Below are 20259 nucleotides of genomic sequence, written 5' to 3'. Positions count from 1 at the left end.
AGCAAAACTACCCCTTCACCGATGGATTATATATATATATATATTACGCTACTATCTTTATACTTTGACACACGTAACTCCTGCTGCGAATTAAAAAACTGGGCTTAAAATTGTCGCCCAGTTTTTCAATTTATAACTCATACGTTTATTTTTTAAAACAACAGATTCTGTAACTATTTTCCTTCACGGACTTCCATCTCTTTCTTTTACAGGAATAGCATCTGCCGGATCAACAATTCCCTGCTGTTCATCACTATTATTGAATAACTTTTTGTAATTACGGCTTCCAGGAATATCCTGGGGTGTATCAGAGCTGCCATAACGCATGACCGCTTGTAAGGCATCCTCACCATCAAAACCAATAAAATCATTTTTATCATGATCTAAAAAATTCTGTTGAAAAGGTGGCGTTAGCACCTCCTCTTCTAAAGGCCTTGGGATGGAATCTACAACATCGTATTGCTCCTGACATTGTATGCATTCGTTCGCCCAAGGAATAGCCTCTAACCTAGCTACAGGTATTTTTTTGCCACAGGTACTACAATATTCATAGTTTCCATTATCCATTTTTTTAAGAGCTTTTTCCACTCGCGACAATAGAACTTGCGCATTATCTTTTAAAGCAATATCTTTACTGCGTTCAAATAATTCATCGCCAATATCAGCAGGATGATTATCACAGACCGATAATTCTCCCGTTGAATAGGATAAACTTGTTTCTAATCCTGATTCTTCCAAAGAACTAATTTGCTTTAGTAACTCCTGCTTCTCTTCGTCTAATCGTTTTGCTAATTCTTTATATTTTGCAGCATCCAAATTACCCTCTCCTAATGAATAATCTTCGTTACTTCACCGATTCTGAGTCTTTCTTTGGCAGGTCTATCGACTTCGTTGCTATACCCTAAACAAAGAATAGCTACTGCTCGAAGTCTAGGAGGAGCCTCCACTGCTTGCTGGATTTTGATTTCATCAAAAGCGCCAATCCAGCAGGTAGAAATCCCCAGTCCATAAGCTGCTAATATCATATTTTCTGCGGCAACCGCAGTATCTTGCAAACAATATAATTGAGCACCACGCTCACCATATTTTTCATTAGAACGAGCTGGGTCAGCTAATATAACAATACTCACCGGTGAATTTTCAATTTGATTTTGCTCAAAACAAGCTTCAGCCACTTTTCTTTTTATTTCTTGATTCTTTATTACATAAAAATACCATGGCTGCAAATTTCCTGCACTAGGAGCCCAGCAACCCGCCTCTAAGATTCTTGTTAAGGTAGGTTCAGGTATATCTTGCTGCAGAAAATTTCTAACGCTATGACTTTCCCTCATACAATCAAAAACATCTTTCGTCATACATACACACTCCAATTTCTTTAAAATTTTCCATTCTTCATTTCTACAATGTGTATAATATCTGCTACGAAGTTTCCAATGCCCGGTATGTTGAGTAAAATAAGTTGATGTAATAAGTTTAATACCATGGCAAAAAATACAGATGCTCCAATGGCAATGCCTAATCCTCGCGCGATTCCAGCAATAAAATTGATGAGTATCAGTTTTCCTGGTCGTTCGAGAAGTTCCATATATTCAGCAATGCGCATTGACTCTAAATGGCATATCAATCTTTTTAGTTGTACTGTAATTACATCTTGCTTTCCTTGCTGCTCCACTAAACATACCTCCAATTCTATTATCTCCATCTTATAAAAAAAAAACCGGAAACAAGTTCCGGTTTTTTACGTTCATTATAATTTTACTACTACATCATTGCAACGGCTACATAGTGTTTCGTGCTTCTCCATCTTTCCTACAGTATCACTATAAATCCAGCAACGTTCACATTTTTGACCTTCCGCTTGTGATACGACAATTGACAATGCCATATCCTCTACTTGATATGCACTTTCCGGTGCTTTTCCAGTATCTTCTACAACATGAATCTTTGATACAATCAAAATATTTGCCCACTCTTTATCCATAGCTGATAATTGAGTAAATATCTTATCATTTGCATACAGTGTAACCTCTGCATCCAAAGAATGTCCGATCACTTTATTACGCCTAGCAGTTTCTAAAGCTTTTGTAATCTCACTACGCATTGCCAATATAGAAGTCCATTTTGCTTCTAAGTCAGCATTAAGATATTCATCATGGACCATTGGCCAATCAGCCAACTGCACACTTTCTGGCATATTTTGTTCTTGTTTCATATGCTGCCACACTTCTTCAGCAGTAAAGGTAAGAACAGGTGAAATAAGACGTACCAAAGTATTTACGATTTCATACATAACAGTTTGTGCTGCACGCCGCTCTCTGGAAGCAGGCAAAGCCGTGTATACGCGATCTTTTAATATGTCTAAGTAAATTGAGCTTAAATCAACAGTACAAAAATTATGTACCGTATGATAGATTAAATGAAACTCATACTCTTCATACGCTTTTGTAACTTTCTCACGAACTTGTTCTAATCGTAAAAGTGCCCACCGATCGATCTCTAATAACTCATTATAGCCTACTTTATCTGTATCTGGGTTAAAATCATGAATACTGCCTAGAATGTAACGGAAGGTGTTGCGTATTTTTCGATATACTTCCGACAACTGTTTCAAGATATCGTTCGAAACACGAACATCCGCCTGATAGTCAGCAGAGGCTACCCATAAACGCAAAATGTCAGCCCCATATTTTTTAATAACATCCTGTGGAAAAATAACATTACCAACAGATTTAGACATTTTACGACCATCACCATCTACCACAAAACCATGAGTAAGAACCGCTTTATAAGGAGCAATTCCCTTTGTTGCCACCGATGTTAATAAAGATGACTGAAACCACCCTCGATGCTGATCGCTTCCCTCTAAGTATAAATCAGCTGGCCATACAAGTTCATCATGCTGCTCTAGTACAGCTGCATGACTTGATCCGCTGTCAAACCAAACATCCATAATATCCGTTTCTTTGCGAAAAGTATCGTGGCCACAATGAGAACAAGTAAAGCCTTCTGGCAATATTTCACTTGAATCTTTGGCCCACCATGCATCAGAACCTTCTTGACGAAATAAATTCTTAACAGCAGTAATCGTTATATCATTGATGACATGCTCATTACATTGTGTACAATAAAAAATGGGAATTGGAACTCCCCATACCCTTTGACGAGAAATACACCAGTCATGACGATCCGCCACCATATTATGTATCCGATCTTCGCCCCAGCCAGGAATCCATTTTACATCTTTAATCGCTTGCAATGCTTGTTCCCTAAACCCATCTACTGATGCAAACCACTGTTCCGTTGCCCGATAAATAACAGGATTTTTACAACGCCAGCAATGAGCATATTGGTGTTTGATTTTGCCCTTGCCCAATAACATACCACGTGCTGCTAATTCTTTGATCACAGGGACATCGGTATCATGTATTAACATGCCTTCAAATATGCCACCTTCAGCCGTAAAGCGCCCTGCATGGTCCACGGGATTAATGATTGGCAATCCGTGCCTTATACCCGTTTCAAAATCGTCTGGGCCGTGTCCTGGAGCCGTATGTACACAGCCAGTACCTTGTTCTAGGGTAACGTAGTCAGCTAAAACAATTATAGACTCCCGCTCTATAAAGGGATGGGAGAAAACCACACCTTCAAGATCAGCCCCCTTTAAAGTTGACAATATAGTATAGCTTTCTAGTTTATTATCTTTTGCTACCGCGTCAATCAATTCTACTGCTAAAAGATAAATTTCACCTTGGGATTCCACCCATGCGTATTCTAATTCCGGATGAACAGCAATGGCAACATTGGCCGGCATTGTCCAAGGCGTGGTTGTCCAAATGACACCATATACATTTTCAGCATTTATTCCTACAGGCAAAGTCCCTTTATCATCTACTAAAGGGAATTTAACATAAATGGTATGAGATTTTTTTTCTGCATATTCAATTTCAGCTTCTGCCAAAGCAGTCTCACATGAAGTACACCAGTATACCGATTTTAACCCTTTATAAATATGACCTTTCTTAGCCATTTCTCCAAAGACCTCGATCTGCTTCGCTTCATAGGCAGGCCGCAATGTTACATATGGATTGTCCCAATCAGCACCAATACCTAAACGTTTGAAGTCTTGACGCTGGGTATCAACAAATTTCAAAGCATAATCCTTACATTCACGACGTAAATCCAATGGTTTTAGCTCATGCCTATTTAGACCGAGTATTTTTATGGCAGCATGTTCAATCGGTAGACCATGAGTATCCCAACCAGGTACATAAGGAGTATTAAATCCACGTAATGATTTGTATTTCAAAATCATATCTTTTAAAATCTTATTTAAAGCATGACCAATATGAATATCACCATTCGCATAAGGAGGCCCATCATGTAAGATAAATTTAGGCTTTTCCACCTGCGTTGTACGTTTCTCATAAATCTTTTGCTGCTTCCAGTAGTTGAGCATTTCAGGCTCTCTCTCTGGTAAATTCCCTCGCATTGGGAATTCAGTTTGCGGTAAATTAAGGGTTTTACTATAATCCAACAATAACACCTCCAAAAAAAATAAAACCTCTTCATCCCTAAAGGGACGAGAGGTTGTTTCCCGTGGTACCACCCTAATGACTTTGCAGCCACTTTAGAACGATATAACGCTCGTTAAACGGCAAATCTTACTGTATTTCAGTTTGCAGTTCAGGAGTGATCTTCACTAAACTTGATTACTATTAGGCTCACACTATTCCCAACTCGCTGTAAAATCAAATTTTTAGCTACTGTCTCCATCATGACTTGTATCATTATTAACATTCTACAATAAAGTTGATTATAACCAATAAAAGGTACATTGTCAAATTACGTTATTCATCCTCACCAGATTCACCTAATATCTCCAACTGTGCTTGTACAAGGGTACGCATACGAACACGATATACATCAACCTGTTTTTTCAAATCCTGATATTCACTAGCCATACGCCGTACTTTGTTGGCAGCTTCCTCTACAAGTTTTTGAGCGTTGATCTCTGCTTCTTTTATCATTAGTTCTGTTGTCTTTTTAGCGTTTAGCTTTACTTCTTCCGCTGTTTCCTGAGCAACAATTAGTGTATTATGTAAAGTATTTTCCATATGTTGAAAATGTTCTAATTTACTATTAAGTCGGTCCATATTCTCTTTCAACTCAATATTTTCCCGATATAATAGCTCATAATCTTTTATGACTCGGTCAAGAAATTCATCGACATCTTCTTCGTTATATCCTCGAAAGCTTCTCTTAAATTCTTTATTATGAATATCTAATGGGGTTAGCATGAATACACCTCCACGTATCTACATAAAACGTTTTAATACAATACTCATTCGTCCTTTTCTGGTTTGACCCAGTACTTCACATACTTCGACTCTCCCCCGCCCCCTCATTGAAATAACATCATTTTCTTTAATGGACTGAGCACTATTTTTAGCTTCCTGCCAGTTTACTTTTAGTTTACCTGCTACGATTTCCTCCGACATTCTGCTGCGGGAAGTACCAAAACCAGCTGCTGCTATGACGTCCAATCGAAGAGAAGCTACAGTCGTTTTGATTTCCTTTACTTTTTCTTCTCGAGGAGCAATATCTGCGATCTTCAATTGCGCAATACTGATAGGCGCCGCACCAATCTTGCTAAAATTTTGCATAAGAAAATTGAAGAAAGATGAATCGATAATAATTTGACATCCATGCCCGCACATAATGATGTCACCAATAATTTCTCGCTTAATACCAAGTGCCATCAATGCCCCCAATACATCTCGATGAGTGATTTGATAATATCTCTCATCCCATGTTACGGAAACAGCCTCTACTGCAACTTCAGGGGTACCTCGAAACTCTTCATTTACAAAAACAGCTTTAACTCGCTCCGCCCCATCATAACCACCGCTGGATACTAGCTTTAATCGATCATAATGTGCACCAATCGTTTCTGCAATACTATAACCGTAAGGATCCAGAAACTCTGTTACTTTGTACTTTCGATTACGCAATGCCGCTTCAGCTAAATCCAATAATTTAGCTGCTAACTCACCCTCACCGCTAGCCTGATAATATCGTATAATTTTTTCTCGATCACCCATGTGATTTTTTCCCCATCTCCTGTGAACGTTTCGTAGCTGCTTCTACTGCATCAATTAAAGCTGCTCTTACACCCTTTTGCTCTAACACATGTATACCCGCAATAGCAGTTCCACCTGGGGAAGTTACCATATCCCTTAATCTTGCGGGATGTTCCCCTGTTTCCAGAACCATCTTAGCTGCTCCTAATAAGGTCTGAGCTGCCATAACCAATGAATTTTGTCTGGACAAGCCAACCCGGACACCTGCATCCGTTAATGCATCAATAAGTACAAAGACGTATCCGGGACCACTACCTGATAATCCCGTTACTGCATCCATAGCATTTTCATCCATAATAATGGCTCTACCTACAGAAGCAAAAATAGTCAATACTAATTCGCCATTTTCTTCACCTGCATAATGCCCCAAAGCAAGAACAGACATACCTTCCCCTACTGCCACCGGAGTGTTTGGCATAACTCTTACAATCGGAATCCGTATCAATTTGCTCTCGAGTATTCCAATGGTAATTCCCGCTGCAATTGATACAACTAAGGTTGTAGGTGAAAGCAGCGGTGCAATGGCATCTAATACACCATTAATAATCTGAGGCTTCACAGTTAAAAATAATATATCTGCTGCCTTTACAGTATCCTTAATACTTAACGTCGTAAGTACACCAAATTTCCCAGCCATATGCTCTAGGCGATTCTGTGAAATATCATTTACGATAATTTGACTCGGCGTAACTAAATTAGCTTTTAATATTCCATCAATTAAGGCTTCAGCCATAGCTCCGCTACCGATAAAACCGATTTTTTTATTCTGCAACATCTGGTAATCCCCCGTATTTTAACTCTTTATTTATTCCATGGTAAAAATTCTTTATCGCTGCCTTCTTCATGAGGACTATAAGTAACATCTACATTATTAGGAGCACAGAGAAATATGTTGTTACCAATTTTTTGAATGCTTCCAGCTAAAGCATAGGTAGTCCCACTAATAAAGTCAATCATACGCTTAGCAACTTCTTTATCACAATTCTCAAAATTCACAACAACAGGTTTTCGATTTTTCAAATGATCGGCTACATGTTGAGCATCATCAAAAGAGAATGGCTCCACTACCATAACTTTCATTTGTTTCTGAGCAGTAGGTAAATTGACTAGGTTACTATTTTTTTTCCCTTTCCCTACTTCTAATTCTTCTACTTTTTGCTTTGGATCTTCCTCTGCCTCTACTGGTTCAAATAAGCCTAAGCTTCCCCAGACTTTTTCCATAAACTTCATGTCCCTTTATACCTCCCTTTAATATTGACGCTGTCCAAATATCCCAGTACCAATACGTACTAAATTTGCTCCCTCTTCAACACCTACAATATAATCATTTGTCATTCCCATAGATAGCCACTCTATATTTGTGCTCGCCAAATTCATATTTTTTAGTTCCATAAACAATTGACACATATTGCGAAATAGAGGTCTGGCTTGCTCTGCATTTTCATAAAAAGGTGCAATCGTCATAACTCCGCATAATCGGACATGCTCTAGATTGCTAATACACTTTGCTAATGTTAAAACATCTTTGGAAGCAATCCCAAATTTGGTATCTTCATTAGCCATATTAACCTGGATCAGGATATCTTGCCGTTTCCCTAAGGCACCGGCGATACGATCAATTTCCAGAGCCAATTTTTTACTATCTACAGAATGAATCAGATCAAACAGCTGGATTGCTTGACGAACCTTATTGGTCTGCAGATGACCGATAAGATGCCATTCCACTTGTTTCTGAAGTATTTGAGCTTTTTTAGCGGCTTCTTGTATTCTATTTTCACCAATTGCCAGCACTCCAGCAGCAACCGCTTCTTGAATTGCTGCTACATCATGATTCTTTGTTACAGCTACCAATTTAACATTTTTAGATTCATTGATTAATGTCTTACTTCTCTTATGTACAGCACTATGAATATTTTCTATAACTTGGGTTAAGTTTGTTCGAATAGACATGGTAAACCCTCCATTATATGCATTATTCGCGAATAAACATTAATTTCCTCTTAAGTATCTCCTAAACATAAAAAATATATTGACATTACAATAATAAGAAAAACGCTGGCGCATCCTTTAAAACATATAAAACGAATCGAACCACAAAGACGCAAAGGACATAAAGGGTGGGTATTTAGTATTTTTTGTGCTCTCCTTTGTATGCCGCAGCTGCGGCATTGTGCCTTTTTGGTTCATAATTTCTTATATGTTTTCACTTGCAAAACTTATAAATTCTATAAAAAAATCTTGTAAGCATTCGCTTACAAGACAATAACAGCTCCGATTCTCCCAGTAGCCCCATTTTCTTTTCGATAAGAAAAAAATAATTCATGATTACAAGCAGTACACACTTCACTGGTTACCACGTTACTTCCTTTTACACCGATTTCTTCTAATTGGCGAACATTGGCTTTCCACAAATCAAAATACCATTTGCCCTTTTCATTGGCTTCTTTTATTAGTTCTTCCCAATTATTGAATTGTTTTTTTAGTTTATTGATTACGATTTCATCAACAACATAGCAGCAAGGACCAATAGAAGGAGCTATTCCAACTAGGCAATTCTCAGGTTTCGTACCAAAATTAGATTGCATGGAAAGGATTGTTTTTTGCGCAATCTTTTCCACCGTTCCTCTCCAGCCTGCATGAACTGCACCAATGGCTCGCTGTAACGGATCTACAATTAACACTGGGACACAGTCAGCAAAAAATAACATTAAAGGAATGCCCGGAACATTGGTAATTAGAGCATCTGTATTTGGGATTGCATCCTCGTAGCTGCCTGCTCCTCTTCCTTTCGCTTCCTTGGTTACCACTGCAATATGATCCGTATGAAGCTGTTGAGCGGTCACAATATGTTCTGAATTAATCCCAATCCCTTGACAAAATAGCTGCCGATTTATAATAACACTCTCATCACAATCACCTGTATGCAGCGCTACATTCAAGGAATGAAATGGAGGCTTACTTACCCCGCCAAATCGACTAGATATACCATGTTTAATAGCTAATGCACTGAAATGGGTAAACGTTCCATACCATTGCCCGCTAGTTCCATAGTTTAAAATAAATCGCTCCATCACTACACACTCCCATCAGCCTTTTTTACATATTCCACACCGAGTACAGCCTTGCGCACATGGAGCAGTAAATTCTTCTTTTTTAGCCTCTTCTAATTCTCGTTCTAAGTACAATGAATCTAGCCCCATATCCAGCACCTTCCAAGGCAAAATTTCACTTTCTGGCTCCCGCTGACGATATAAGTAATCTTCCTCACGAAGCATGTTCTCTTTCATCGCCTGCTTGAAGCCTTTACTGCCGCCCTTCTCGTGAGCGTCTAGCAATACAGCAGACAACCGCCGATCTCCTCTAGCTAAAACCCCTTGAATATAAGCTTCTTTTGGCGATTCAACCAATACTTCTATTCCTCTTCGTTGTCGCAAACTAGAGTTAATATACTTTAATCTTTTTTCTACTACTGAAACCTGAGTCATGGGCATCCACTGAAAAGGTGTAAAAGGTTTAGGAATAAAGGGATTAACACTTAAGGTTAACCGTCCTCTACTGCCCAAAGATTCCATATACTCTTTAATATTTATTGCCATGGTAACGATTTCTTCAATGTCTTCTTCTTCCTCAGAAGGTAAGCCAATCATAATATAGAGTCGAATATGGGGTATCCCTGCGTTAACCGCCATTTTTATAGAATTAAATAGATGCTCATCTGTAATGGTTTTATTAATCACTTTGCGCAAACGGATACTCGCTGCTTCCGGAGCTAAAGTAATCGTTCGATGCTTACTAACAGCCAATGCATTTACTAAATCCAAGGTAAGAGTATCGGCTCTTAAAGAGGCGACAGACATATGCATTCCTTGCTCTAAAATAATATTACATAACGAATCAATCTCAGGATAATCAGAAATCGCAGCCCCCATTAATCCAACCTTACTGCGATATTCTTTTGCCTTTACAACGGCCGCTTCTAATGTCTTTAGCGATCTTACTCGAGGATTTCGATAGCAATACCCTGCCATACAAAATCGACAATGGCGACCACAGCCACGAGCCACTTCAATTAAAAACATATCTTTAAACTCAGTATTTGGAGTTACAATCACCGTCTGGGCCTCATACTGATCCAACTCTTGAATCCAGCGTCGCTGTACATGCTGGGGCACTCCCTCAGGACAAGACATTTTTTTAATCGTACCATCTGCTTTATATTCCACTTGATAAAAACAAGGCACATATGCACCAGGAATTTGTGCTATTTGAAATAAGATTTCCTGCCTAGAGATATTATTATCACGTGCCTGATAATAGACATCTAATATTTCGTGTATGATTTCTTCGCCTTCACCAATGATAAACACATCAAATAAATCAGCTAAAGGTTCCGGATTAAAGGTCGCACACGGACCGCCTGCAATAACCAAAGGATCTTTTTCTCCCCGATCAGCAGCTAATACAGGAACCTTTCCAAGCTGTAAAATATTCACTACATTAAAATAATCCATTTCAAATGTTAGAGCAAAGCCAATTAAAGAGAATCCATATAATGGGCGTTGCGTTTCAATCGTCATTAACGGTGTATTCGTACGAATATATTCAGGCTCTGTTTTTCTGTCAGGTAAAAATAACCTTTCGCAGGCTGTATCTCCCCTAGAATTGACTTGTTGATAAATAATTTGAAATCCTAAATTGGACATTCCTACATGATATGTATTTGGATACACTAATGCAAAGCCTTGACGTGATCCAGGAGGAAAAACCATCGCCCCCTGTTCTTCTGCCAAAGTTTTCTGTAACTTTTCTTTTAATTGCCAAGTCAAAACTTATCACTCCATCTTAAATACGATACATTCCTTTTAACCGTTTCATTACAGATGTGCTACACGCTGCTCTAATTCTTCATGCTTCGCATCATTAAAGCGCTCAATAGTACTCAGGTAACCAGTGATGCGCCGTACTCTTTTGATGTCAGACATAGAACATACAGGGCATGTATCCCCACCAATTACACCGAGATAACCACAACCTTCACAAAAATCTACGGGAAAATTAATGCCTGCATATCCCATATCACATTGCTGCATGTAACGAATCACATCTTCAACTGCCTTGAGGTTATTCACAGGAGGTGCTGTAAACTCCACATAACTAATATGACCTGCATTTGTATATTTATGATAAATCGCTTCTATTTTTATTTTATCATATACACTAATGGAATAATTGACAGGAATATGAAAGGAGTTAGTGTAATATTCTTTATCTGTTACACCAGGAATTAAGCCATACTCACGGCAATCCATTTTGACAAAACGTCCTGCTAAACCCTCTGCCGGTGTTGCCAGCAACGTATAATTCAACATGTATTTATCCGTAGCCTTATCAACTTTATTGCGCATAAATGCCACAATTTCTTCACCCAATATTTGGGATTCCTCGCCTTCACCATGATGATAACCCGTTAAGGCAATCAAAGCTTCAGCTAAGCCAATAAAACCTACTGATAACGTACCATGTTTGATCACATCTGCAATCGTGTCATTTGGAGCTAATTTGTCTGAATCCAAATATAAGCCTTGCCCCATTAAAAATGGCATATCTTTTACTCTTAATTTCCCTTGCACCTGATAACGATGAAACAACTGTTCACAAGTTAAATCAATGAGATCGGATAAGCTCTGATAAAACTTCATTAAATTTCGCTCTGCCTGAATCGCAAGCCTAGGTAAATTGACTGTGGTAAAACTAAGATTTCCCCGCCCATCCGTTACTTCCGGTCCGCATTTATTAGACATAACTCTAGTACGGCATCCCATATAGCCAATCTGATCACCATAAGGTTTGTTAAATGAAGCATCCATGAAACTAAAAGTAGGATTCAAGCGCTGAGAAGCTACACGGATTGCCAGCTTAAATAAATCATAATTAGGGTCTTTCTTATTAAAGTTAATACCTTCTTTTACACGAAAAATAATATTGGGGAAAATAGGGTTCTCTCCATGGCCTAACCCCTTCTCATATGCCAATAAAAGATTCTTCGTTACTCTACGTCCCGCTGGTGTAGTATCTGTACCGATATTCAGACTAGAAAATGGAACTTGTGCTCCTGCCCTGCTATGCATAGAATTGAGATTATAAATAAATGCTTCCATCGCCTGATAAACCTCTTCTTCTTTGATGCCTTCCATAAAAGGAGCCATATCCGAATCAAAGAAAGCAAAAGACTGACCACCATGCATATCATTTTGCGAACTTTGCAAAATAATAGCAGCTAAAGCCGCTGCAGATGCTGGGCGCTTCGGTGGCCGAATATAGCCATGCCCATTATTAAAACCATCTTTTAATAATTTACCAAGAGGAATTTGTACACAAGTTAATGTTGTTCCATAAAAGTCTAAATCATGAATATGAATGTCTCCTTTTATATGAGCATTAGCCATGTGTTCAGGAAGTAAGCGATTCAAATAATAAGATTTGCTGGCAGCGCTGGCAATCTGCAGCATTTTGGCTGAAGGAGAATTAGAAATATTAGCATTTTCTCGATTGGTTTCTACTAAGATTTCTGCAACAGCATCCATCAAATAGGATTGACCATCGCGCATACGAGTTCGTTTATCTCTATATAAAATATAGGCTTTCGCCGTTTTTGCATGTCCTTTTTCAATTAAAATTTTTTCTACAGCATCCTGGACCTCTTCAACACCAAATGTCCCCCCATTATATTCTTGTTTTAAAAAGCGCAGGACATCTAATGTTAATTCCATTGCTAATTGTTTATCCGCTCCACCTACAGCTTTAGCAGCTTTAAAGATAGCTTCTGTAATTTTATTTTCATCAAAGGAGACCTCGCGTCCATCTCGCTTTTTAATTTTCATAATGATACCAATTCCTCACTTTATATAGGTTATACTGTAATTATTGTTTATTTTTTCATCAATGCTTGCAATTCTTCCATAAAATTATTAATATCTGCAAATTGCCGATACACTGAAGCAAATCGAACATATGCTACTTGATCAAGATCCTTTAAATGTTTCATTACAATTTCACCAATTTGCTGCGTAGAGATTTCTCGTTCCATCGTATTGCGAATATCTCGCTCTACTCGCTCTCCTAAGGCTTCTATTTCATTAATCGGTATATATCGTTTCTCACAAGCCCTTACAATCCCATTTAATAATTTACTCTGTTCAAAGATTACACGACGACCATCTTTTTTTATTACCATTAAGGGGGATTGTTCGATCATTTCATATGTAGTAAAGCGGCGCATACATTCCAAACACTCACGCCTACGCCGAATCGTACTCCCCTCTTCCGCTGCTCGTGAATCAATCACTCGACTTTCTACACAGCCACAAAATGGACAACGCATAGGAATTCCCCCTTTTCAACAAACTTCATAAAGTAGTAGCCTTTTCTTGACGTATTCTCAACAATATTTAAACGAGCTAACACCCATCAGCTCACTACAATTTACTGCTACATTGTCTTACTAGATATTGTGCTCTATTATTTACTTTACGCCATATATTGTGCTTCTCCTGCTTGGCTTTTAAATAAAAATTAATTTTAATGAAAACAATCAAAAGAAAACGACTGCCAACTTCATAAAAAGCTGCAATCGTTATCATTATATCATATGTACGTAACATATTTACTAATCCTTATTTATCCAGGTGTTTGATTTCGGCAAAAGCAGTGGCCTCTACTAAAATAACATCAAACCCTATTTTATTAATTTTATCCCAAGGAATTACAACATCTTCGCTACGGCCAAATAAGCCTAAAAACCTGCCATTTCCCGGAACTACGATAGCTGTTAATCTTCCACTTTCCACATCAATTTCAATATCTGTAATCGCCCCTAACCTTTTACCATCAACAATATTGATTACTTCTTTAAGTTTAAGATCTGATACGCAATTGGTAATGCCTTTCATATCATCCACACCCCCAATACATTCTATGAGGGACAAGAAGATTTATGATATCCCATTTCAATAAATTTATTTGATGAACACCTAAGCTTGCTATTTCCCTATTCTACTTTTCCTTGCTCTGCTTTGCAGTATATGCTAAACAATTCTGCCCAGAGGCCCCTCTAACCACTTCGGAAGGCGATGATGTACTTTTAATCCCCATAGCCCTACATCCATAGGGAAAATTTCGGTCCCAAGTTGTATAAAGATGCACACACTTACTACATATGGGTTTTTGCATATTATTTCTATCACCTCTAAGGCAGTCAAACCATACTCGTAAAAGCAATACGATTCATTTAAACTTTATAATCTACTGTTACGCCGACTCGTCCAGCAGCATGACTCGCTCGATTGACAATCCCATCTTTCTTTTCTTCTTCGTCTTCTTTTTTCTTTAGAGATTGATTGTTCGCCTTTTCTTTCGGCATATATTCAGGTCTTTTAAATAGTTGTATACGTCCAATAGGCTTCACTCGCAATGCTTTTTCAACTGCTTCAATTGGTGGAATTCGCTCATCTCTTTTCATACCAATCACCGCCTAATATACTTCTATAATCTTATTAAAGCATGCTCTGATATACCTGTCAATAATTCCCCTTTAAGCCTTAAAGTATTCTTTTACATTATTCATTATTTATCTGAACTTCCATATATTTTTCTATTTTCTCTCTACTATCGAACTGACAGATACCTGTCTGAATAAAAGCATTGGCAACCGCTCTTTCAAGAGTTACCAATTCAGGTATATCACTCTGTTCTACATACTCAATAACTCTACATTCACCATTTTCAATGGCAGAGTATGGTCCACCATTCCGATTCGTCCTTCCAATAATTAGACCACGAAATATACCTTTGCAGGGCTTTCTCTCATATGCCATATTATCACCTCATCTAAATCTATGTAAGAGCATTACCATTGATACCTTTATCGATTAAAAGGAAAGAACACGAGCCTAAAGGTTCGCGTTCTCTCCTGCAAGACAGCAATTTAAAATTTATAAGCAACGGAAGCACGGAAAGAAGTATTATCAGCATCGGTGTCAATTGCAGAATTGCTTTTATATAATAAGTTCAGTGAAGTGGTTTTATCAAATTTGTGGTTATAAATATAGTATGCACCTTTTTCTCCACGATCCCAATCAGTATAAATATCTGCATTAGCATCAGTTCTGTGGGAATAAGCGGATAAGCTATTTTTATCATCAAAGGCATACGTTACCCCAAGGACGAGAGCATCATTTTTAGTATCAGCATCAGATTTAAGATAATCCGCTACAAAGCTGGCTTTACCAGTAGTATATTGGACATCAGTTCCCCAGAAAGTTCTATCACTACCCGCATTAGGATTAGCTTTTGCAATGGTACCTCCTACAGTCCAATCTTTTACAGGACTATAAGAAGCATGAACAGAATAAACCTTATCTTTAGTATCTTTATCACTTTTACCAGCAACAATCTGTAATGAAGTTATACCGGATTTTCCAGTAGCGACTACACCATCAAAAAGTGCCATATCTTCTCCAATATATCCTTCACTACTATATAAAAGAGCGGTAGGGCTAATAGAAAGTCCCTGACGTCCTACTTTATATTGAAAATCTTTGTCCTTCACGATAATTCCATATTGATCAATAACAGCTACACTATTACCATATTTAGTTTTGGAGAAATCTGGACCAATTTTGTCTCCGCTAAGAGATTGTGCTGCAAAGCGAGCAAATAAATCAACATTATTGCTTAAGGCTGTTTTGGCATTTAAGCGAAAACTATATATTCCACCTTGAGTATCCGGTTCACCATCAGCAGTATTAGAGCGGTATTGTACTTTGACTTGACCATCAAGTTCTACAGGAGCAGCAAAGGCAGCTCCTGTAGTTAAAACCATAGCGGCAGCAAGAGCAGTAGTAATTATTTTCTTCATCATATTTCCCCCAATATTATTGTTCCCCTATGGCTTCTTCGGTACCGATAGATATCCAGCTGTGTATTTGGCTCCCCACCGACTAGCCAGCTTGTAGCTCTATCTAGATGTTATACATATCCACCTCCAAGTACATCTAAGACTATACTTACAAAATTTTAGGATTTATCGTTAATTCGTCGGACAAATCATAAAATCCTGCTGGAAATAAAAACAAACGTTTTTATTTCCAGCACATTCATTGAAGTTAATTATCAATGAATCACAGTAGTGTACTATGTCTCTTGTGAAAATACAGATTTTATGTTTTTTTTACATTTGGACTAGTTAAAAAGCCATGGTATAATAGACTTATCTCTTACAAGATGCAACAATCGAGCAAAGGAGGAATGCACTTTGGATTTACAGGCTCTATTACTTGATAAGAAGAAAAAAGCAAACGAAAACAATAAATCATTCTTAAAGGCGGCTAAGGGAAAAGCTAACAATACCAGCCATCAAATGCCCATGAGAAAAGCCGGCAGAGGAAAATAAGTTTCAAATAAAGAAGACTAAGATTCAGATGGAATGCTAACACTCCATCTGAATCTTAGTCACACTTTTCTGTAGGACTTAATCGCTCTTAGCCCCACTTATAGAAGATGGAATCTTAGGGCGTTTTAGTTATTGGATACATTCTTCTAAAATGACAGAACATTCGTTCTGTCATTTTTCTTTTATCCTCACATAAAAATAGATAACACTCAATAATAATGGAGGATATTATGAATGCGCTATATGTGAGGGTGTCAACAGATGATCAAGCCCGCAAAGGTTATTCTTTAAGCGACCAAATCGCTGCCTGTCGCAATCATTTATTAGCGATGGATCACACTGGGATAAAAGAATATATTGACGATGGCTATAGCGGAGAATATTTAGAGCGCCCTGGCCTTGATAAACTACGAAGTGATTTGCAAAATGGGATCATAAAAATCGTAGCTATTTATGATCCCGATCGTCTTTCCCGTAATCTTACCAATCAATTAATTATTGCTGATGAAATAGAAAAAACAGGTGCAAGAATTACTTTTGTAACCGGCGATTATGATTCCTCACCAGAAGGCCGCTTATTTTTCAGTATGAAAGGCGCTATTTCTGCTTATGAAAAATCAAAAATTCGTGAAAGAACTTCTCGCGGTCGCCGAGCGAAAGCAACTCAAGGAAAAATCGTCTCCAATGCCCACCCCTTTGGCTATGACTGGGATAAAAAAAATAGTATGTATGTCATCAACGAAGAGGCAAGTAAAACCATTCAATTCATTTATCATTTATGCATTCATCAAGGTTATGGTTCAAGGCGGATTACTTTAGAGTTAGCACGCCTTGGTATTGTCGGTACAAATAATCGCCCACTCTCGATCTGCACTGTCTCACGCATTCTTACTAAAGAAATGTATCATGGACAGCATTATCTTTTTAAGCAAAGAACTTGTAAAACGGGTCAGAATAGCCGCGAAATCAAAGATAACCCTCCTGAAGCTTGGATTCCTGTTACAATTCCTGCGATAGTCACTCGTGAAATGTGGGAATCTGCCCAATTGCAGATCCAACGAAATAAGAAATTGGCAACACGTAATAATAAACATAATTATCTTTTACGAGGATTGTTGCATTGCGCTCTCTGCGGACGCTCCATGACAGCCTATGCTCGTACTGCTAAGCGAAAAAACGGTAGTGATAAAATTTACTATTATTATTCTTGTATTTCCAAAGAATCAAATACATATGCAGTCAATGGCACCTCTTGCCAGTGTCGCCGAATACCCGTGGAAGATTTAGAACAGGCTGTCTGGCAATGCCTTGTTACGCTAGCAACTGCTAAAGATCATTTACAAGAATACCTACTTACCAACACCAATTTTAGCTATTCACAACAAATAACGAACTTACATGCTATCCAAATTGAACTAAAGAAGAAAAAAATAAATACCCTGCGTTGGTATCAAGAGAATTTGATTGATAGTGAAACAGTAGAAAGAGAATTACAGACCCTAAATAAGGAGCTAGCTACTATCCATCACAATATATCTGAGCTGAGAACTGTCCAGGAAAAAATAAATCAGCTGGTAACATCACCAACTGATTTAATCACAGCCAAAACCTTTGCAGAAAAACGCAGTGTATTACTTAAACTATCATATCGTATTTTTGCAGTAAGACTTAATGATTCTTTTGAATTTTACATTGAAAAATAATCATATATCTGATGAAGAAACCCGCCAAAATCTCTTTTATTTGATAATTATTGGAAAATCTATGTTCGTTTTTATCATTTGAATATCTGACATGTTAAGATCTGACGTCTTTATCATATTTTTCCCCCCTACGCCTCTGCTTGTTCCATATAGTATATGAAATTAAAGAGTAAAGGTGTCAGGGATGTAGCAGACAAATAAAATTCACTTTAGCCCCTCTTTCCAAAGTTCAGCTAATTTCCAGCGAAATTCAACTTTTTCGTTTTTCTGTTCTGCATCACCAATAACTTCTTTTGGCGGCAGTGCAGTCGCATTAGTAATATCAATAAAACAAAGAGGAGGAAATAATACGCACCACCAATTTTTACCTTCTGCCTTTCCTATAAGTACACGTACTGCCTCATATTTTCCAGCCGGCAATACCAAATTACCATATGATTTTATAGGAAAATCAAACATGCCTAACTCTATCGCTACCGGCTCATGGGATCCATTCATTGCCACGACCTTTTCCGCCACAGCAGTAAGTTCACCCTGATGTTCCAATACAACCTGCCTTGCCATTTCTTTATCAATAGCAGTTTCTAAATGCGGTGCTAAATAAGCAATAACGGCATCACGGACTTTTAACTTTAGCTGTTGGTCAGATGTACTATCACTATTCGCTAGTACATGTAAACGGATGAGATTTTCCTTACCGAGTGATACGGGTAATTTTTCTTGTCCATAGTAAAGCAAAAACCCCCATCCAGCAACAATGAAAAGAACGATTAGCAAACCTCTTCCCCATAACGTATTATACTTCACAATCAATTTCTCCCCTATTCATTTATATATATTTTCGCATATGGCTAAGAGCCGCTTTTTCTAATCGTGAAACTTGCGCCTGAGATATGCCAATCTCATCGGCCACTTCCATTTGTGTTTTTCCTTCAAAGAAGCGTAAATTAAGTATATGTTTTTCCCTATCGCTTAATCTATGCATTGCTTCTTTGATTGCCACCCCTTCTAGCCAATTAAAATCTAGCTGCTTATCATCACTAATCTGATCCATTACAAATATAGGATCCCCACCATCATGATAAATTGGCTCAAATAAAGATATTGGTTCTTGAATTGCATCAAGGGCAAAAATGATTTCTTCTCGTTGAATTTTAAGTTCATCAGCAATTTCTTTGATGGACGGCTCACGTGAATGCCTATTGACAAGAGAATCTCTTACCTGCAGAGCCTTATAAGCAATGTCTCGCATTGAGCGACTAACGCGAATTGGATTATTATCTCGTAAATACCGACGTATCTCACCAATAATCATAGGTACGGCATAGGTAGAAAATTTCACATTTTGTGACAGATCAAAATTATCAATGGCTTTCATCAAACCGATACAACCTACCTGGAATAAATCATCTACATATTCTCCTCGATTATTAAATCGTTGAATAACACTCAGTACCAATCGTAGATTACCATATATTAATTGTTCTCTTACAGACAATTCTCCATTTTGAAGCACCACAAATAGTTCACGCATCTTAGTGGCGGAAAGCACCGGGAGTTTCGCTGTATTTACGCCGCAAATTTCTACTTTATTAATAATCATTTTATTCCCCCCATTGGTTTCCATAGTCCATTTGAATTATTACCATACATGAGCATTATTGCCATGGATAGTTAGTTTTATTCATCCTCGCTGCAATGGATAAAACAAATGCCCTAAAAACCAACAAGCTCTTATCGAAATAAGCCTTGCAGCTATATTTCTCATAAAAAATAAAAATACACCTCATCAGAGGTGTATTGGATAAGATTCTACTTATATATGTTGAAATAAATCTTCTACATGGCAATCATCAGGATGGAATATAGGGGTGAGCGGCGTTACGTAGGAAGCAAGCGAATTCCTATATTCCATCCCTGGCAGACTAACAATCTATATTCAAGTTTCTCAATGCATTGTATATAG

22 protein-coding genes and 1 other annotated feature are annotated in these 20259 nt (G+C 37.9%); of the genes, 2 read left to right on the top strand and 20 right to left on the bottom strand.

Annotation, left to right across the window (positions count from 1 at the left end; translation table 11 throughout):
- Positions 1-183: 183 nt before the first annotated feature.
- From LMF89_RS06600 to LMF89_RS06515, 18 genes are all read right to left on the bottom strand, one after another.
- On the bottom strand, positions 184-816 hold the full coding sequence (locus LMF89_RS06600) for a TraR/DksA C4-type zinc finger protein (protein WP_229534424.1): 633 nt from the start codon (positions 814-816) through the stop codon (positions 184-186).
- A gap of 11 nt (positions 817-827) precedes the next feature.
- Positions 828-1355 (bottom strand): nitroreductase family protein, encoded by a 528-nt coding sequence (locus LMF89_RS06595; protein WP_229534423.1) that lies wholly within the window; start codon positions 1353-1355, stop codon positions 828-830.
- A gap of 20 nt (positions 1356-1375) precedes the next feature.
- A complete protein-coding gene (locus LMF89_RS06590) occupies positions 1376-1687 on the bottom strand; it encodes a DUF5665 domain-containing protein (protein WP_229534422.1) in 312 nt (103 codons plus the stop codon).
- 60 nt (positions 1688-1747) lie between these two features.
- Positions 1748-4543 carry an isoleucine--tRNA ligase gene (gene ileS, locus LMF89_RS06585; RefSeq protein WP_439651934.1) on the bottom strand — a complete coding sequence of 932 codons (2796 nt, stop codon included), beginning with the start codon at positions 4541-4543 and terminating at the stop codon, positions 1748-1750.
- 29 nt (positions 4544-4572) lie between these two features.
- Positions 4573-4785: a binding site (T-box leader), on the bottom strand.
- Between the two features lie 62 nt (positions 4786-4847).
- Entirely contained in the window at positions 4848-5297 is a 450-nt protein-coding gene (locus LMF89_RS06580) for a DivIVA domain-containing protein (RefSeq protein ID WP_007934703.1), read from the bottom strand.
- 18 nt (positions 5298-5315) lie between these two features.
- The gene (locus LMF89_RS06575) at positions 5316-6101 is read right to left on the bottom strand and encodes a YlmH family RNA-binding protein (RefSeq protein ID WP_229534420.1); all 786 of its coding nucleotides are present in this window, start codon (positions 6099-6101) and stop codon (positions 5316-5318) included.
- A complete protein-coding gene (gene proC / locus LMF89_RS06570; RefSeq protein ID WP_007953078.1) occupies positions 6094-6915 on the bottom strand; it encodes a pyrroline-5-carboxylate reductase in 822 nt (273 codons plus the stop codon). The genes LMF89_RS06575 and proC overlap by 8 nt, the downstream gene beginning before the upstream one ends.
- 26 nt (positions 6916-6941) lie before the next feature.
- Positions 6942-7370 carry a cell division protein SepF gene (locus tag LMF89_RS06565; protein ID WP_007943784.1) on the bottom strand — a complete coding sequence of 143 codons (429 nt, stop codon included), beginning with the start codon at positions 7368-7370 and terminating at the stop codon, positions 6942-6944.
- A gap of 18 nt (positions 7371-7388) precedes the next feature.
- Entirely contained in the window at positions 7389-8090 is a 702-nt protein-coding gene (locus tag LMF89_RS06560) for a YggS family pyridoxal phosphate-dependent enzyme (protein WP_007953080.1), read from the bottom strand.
- 302 nt (positions 8091-8392) lie between these two features.
- A complete protein-coding gene (gene pgeF, locus LMF89_RS06555) occupies positions 8393-9211 on the bottom strand; it encodes a peptidoglycan editing factor PgeF (protein ID WP_229534419.1) in 819 nt (272 codons plus the stop codon).
- A 15-nt stretch (positions 9212-9226) separates the two neighbouring features.
- On the bottom strand, positions 9227-10966 hold the full coding sequence (locus LMF89_RS06550) for a TIGR03960 family B12-binding radical SAM protein (RefSeq protein ID WP_229534418.1): 1740 nt from the start codon (positions 10964-10966) through the stop codon (positions 9227-9229).
- Between the two features lie 48 nt (positions 10967-11014).
- Entirely contained in the window at positions 11015-13021 is a 2007-nt protein-coding gene (gene nrdD / locus LMF89_RS06545) for an anaerobic ribonucleoside-triphosphate reductase (RefSeq protein WP_229534417.1), read from the bottom strand.
- Between the two features lie 47 nt (positions 13022-13068).
- The gene (nrdR, locus tag LMF89_RS06540; protein ID WP_229534416.1) at positions 13069-13521 is read right to left on the bottom strand and encodes a transcriptional regulator NrdR; all 453 of its coding nucleotides are present in this window, start codon (positions 13519-13521) and stop codon (positions 13069-13071) included.
- 94 nt (positions 13522-13615) lie between these two features.
- A complete protein-coding gene (locus LMF89_RS06535) occupies positions 13616-13801 on the bottom strand; it encodes a hypothetical protein (protein ID WP_229534415.1) in 186 nt (61 codons plus the stop codon).
- A 12-nt stretch (positions 13802-13813) separates the two neighbouring features.
- Positions 13814-14089 (bottom strand): YlmC/YmxH family sporulation protein, encoded by a 276-nt coding sequence (locus LMF89_RS06530; protein WP_007934722.1) that lies wholly within the window; start codon positions 14087-14089, stop codon positions 13814-13816.
- 338 nt (positions 14090-14427) lie between these two features.
- On the bottom strand, positions 14428-14658 hold the full coding sequence (locus tag LMF89_RS06525) for a hypothetical protein (RefSeq protein ID WP_229534414.1): 231 nt from the start codon (positions 14656-14658) through the stop codon (positions 14428-14430).
- Between the two features lie 97 nt (positions 14659-14755).
- Positions 14756-15013, bottom strand: coding sequence for a hypothetical protein (locus tag LMF89_RS06520; protein ID WP_229534413.1), 258 nt, complete (start codon positions 15011-15013; stop codon positions 14756-14758).
- A 110-nt stretch (positions 15014-15123) separates the two neighbouring features.
- Positions 15124-16059 carry a porin gene (locus LMF89_RS06515; RefSeq protein WP_229534412.1) on the bottom strand — a complete coding sequence of 312 codons (936 nt, stop codon included), beginning with the start codon at positions 16057-16059 and terminating at the stop codon, positions 15124-15126.
- Between the two features lie 393 nt (positions 16060-16452).
- Here LMF89_RS06515 and LMF89_RS06510 point away from each other — a divergent pair, with 393 nt between their 5' ends.
- Both LMF89_RS06510 and LMF89_RS06505 read left to right on the top strand, forming a co-directional pair.
- Positions 16453-16590 carry a hypothetical protein gene (locus tag LMF89_RS06510; protein ID WP_017531399.1) on the top strand — a complete coding sequence of 46 codons (138 nt, stop codon included), beginning with the start codon at positions 16453-16455 and terminating at the stop codon, positions 16588-16590.
- Positions 16591-16820: 230 nt separating this feature from the next.
- Positions 16821-18293 carry a recombinase family protein gene (locus tag LMF89_RS06505; protein ID WP_229534411.1) on the top strand — a complete coding sequence of 491 codons (1473 nt, stop codon included), beginning with the start codon at positions 16821-16823 and terminating at the stop codon, positions 18291-18293.
- 204 nt (positions 18294-18497) lie between these two features.
- Here the strand turns inward: LMF89_RS06505 and spoIIR are convergent, their stop codons facing one another.
- Both spoIIR and sigG read right to left on the bottom strand, forming a co-directional pair.
- The gene (gene spoIIR, locus LMF89_RS06500; protein ID WP_229534410.1) at positions 18498-19100 is read right to left on the bottom strand and encodes a stage II sporulation protein R; all 603 of its coding nucleotides are present in this window, start codon (positions 19098-19100) and stop codon (positions 18498-18500) included.
- Positions 19101-19122: 22 nt separating this feature from the next.
- Complete coding sequence (sigG, locus tag LMF89_RS06495) at positions 19123-19896, bottom strand: RNA polymerase sporulation sigma factor SigG (RefSeq protein WP_007934732.1); 774 nt, start codon at positions 19894-19896, stop codon at positions 19123-19125.
- Positions 19897-20259: the final 363 nt, after the last annotated feature.

The sequence above is a fragment of the Pelosinus baikalensis genome, assembly GCF_020819555.1.
GTDB lineage: Bacteria > Bacillota > Negativicutes > DSM-13327 > DSM-13327 > Pelosinus > Pelosinus baikalensis.
The sequence above is the reverse complement of the archived record's forward strand: the minus strand, read 5'-3'. Positions and strand labels throughout refer to the sequence as shown.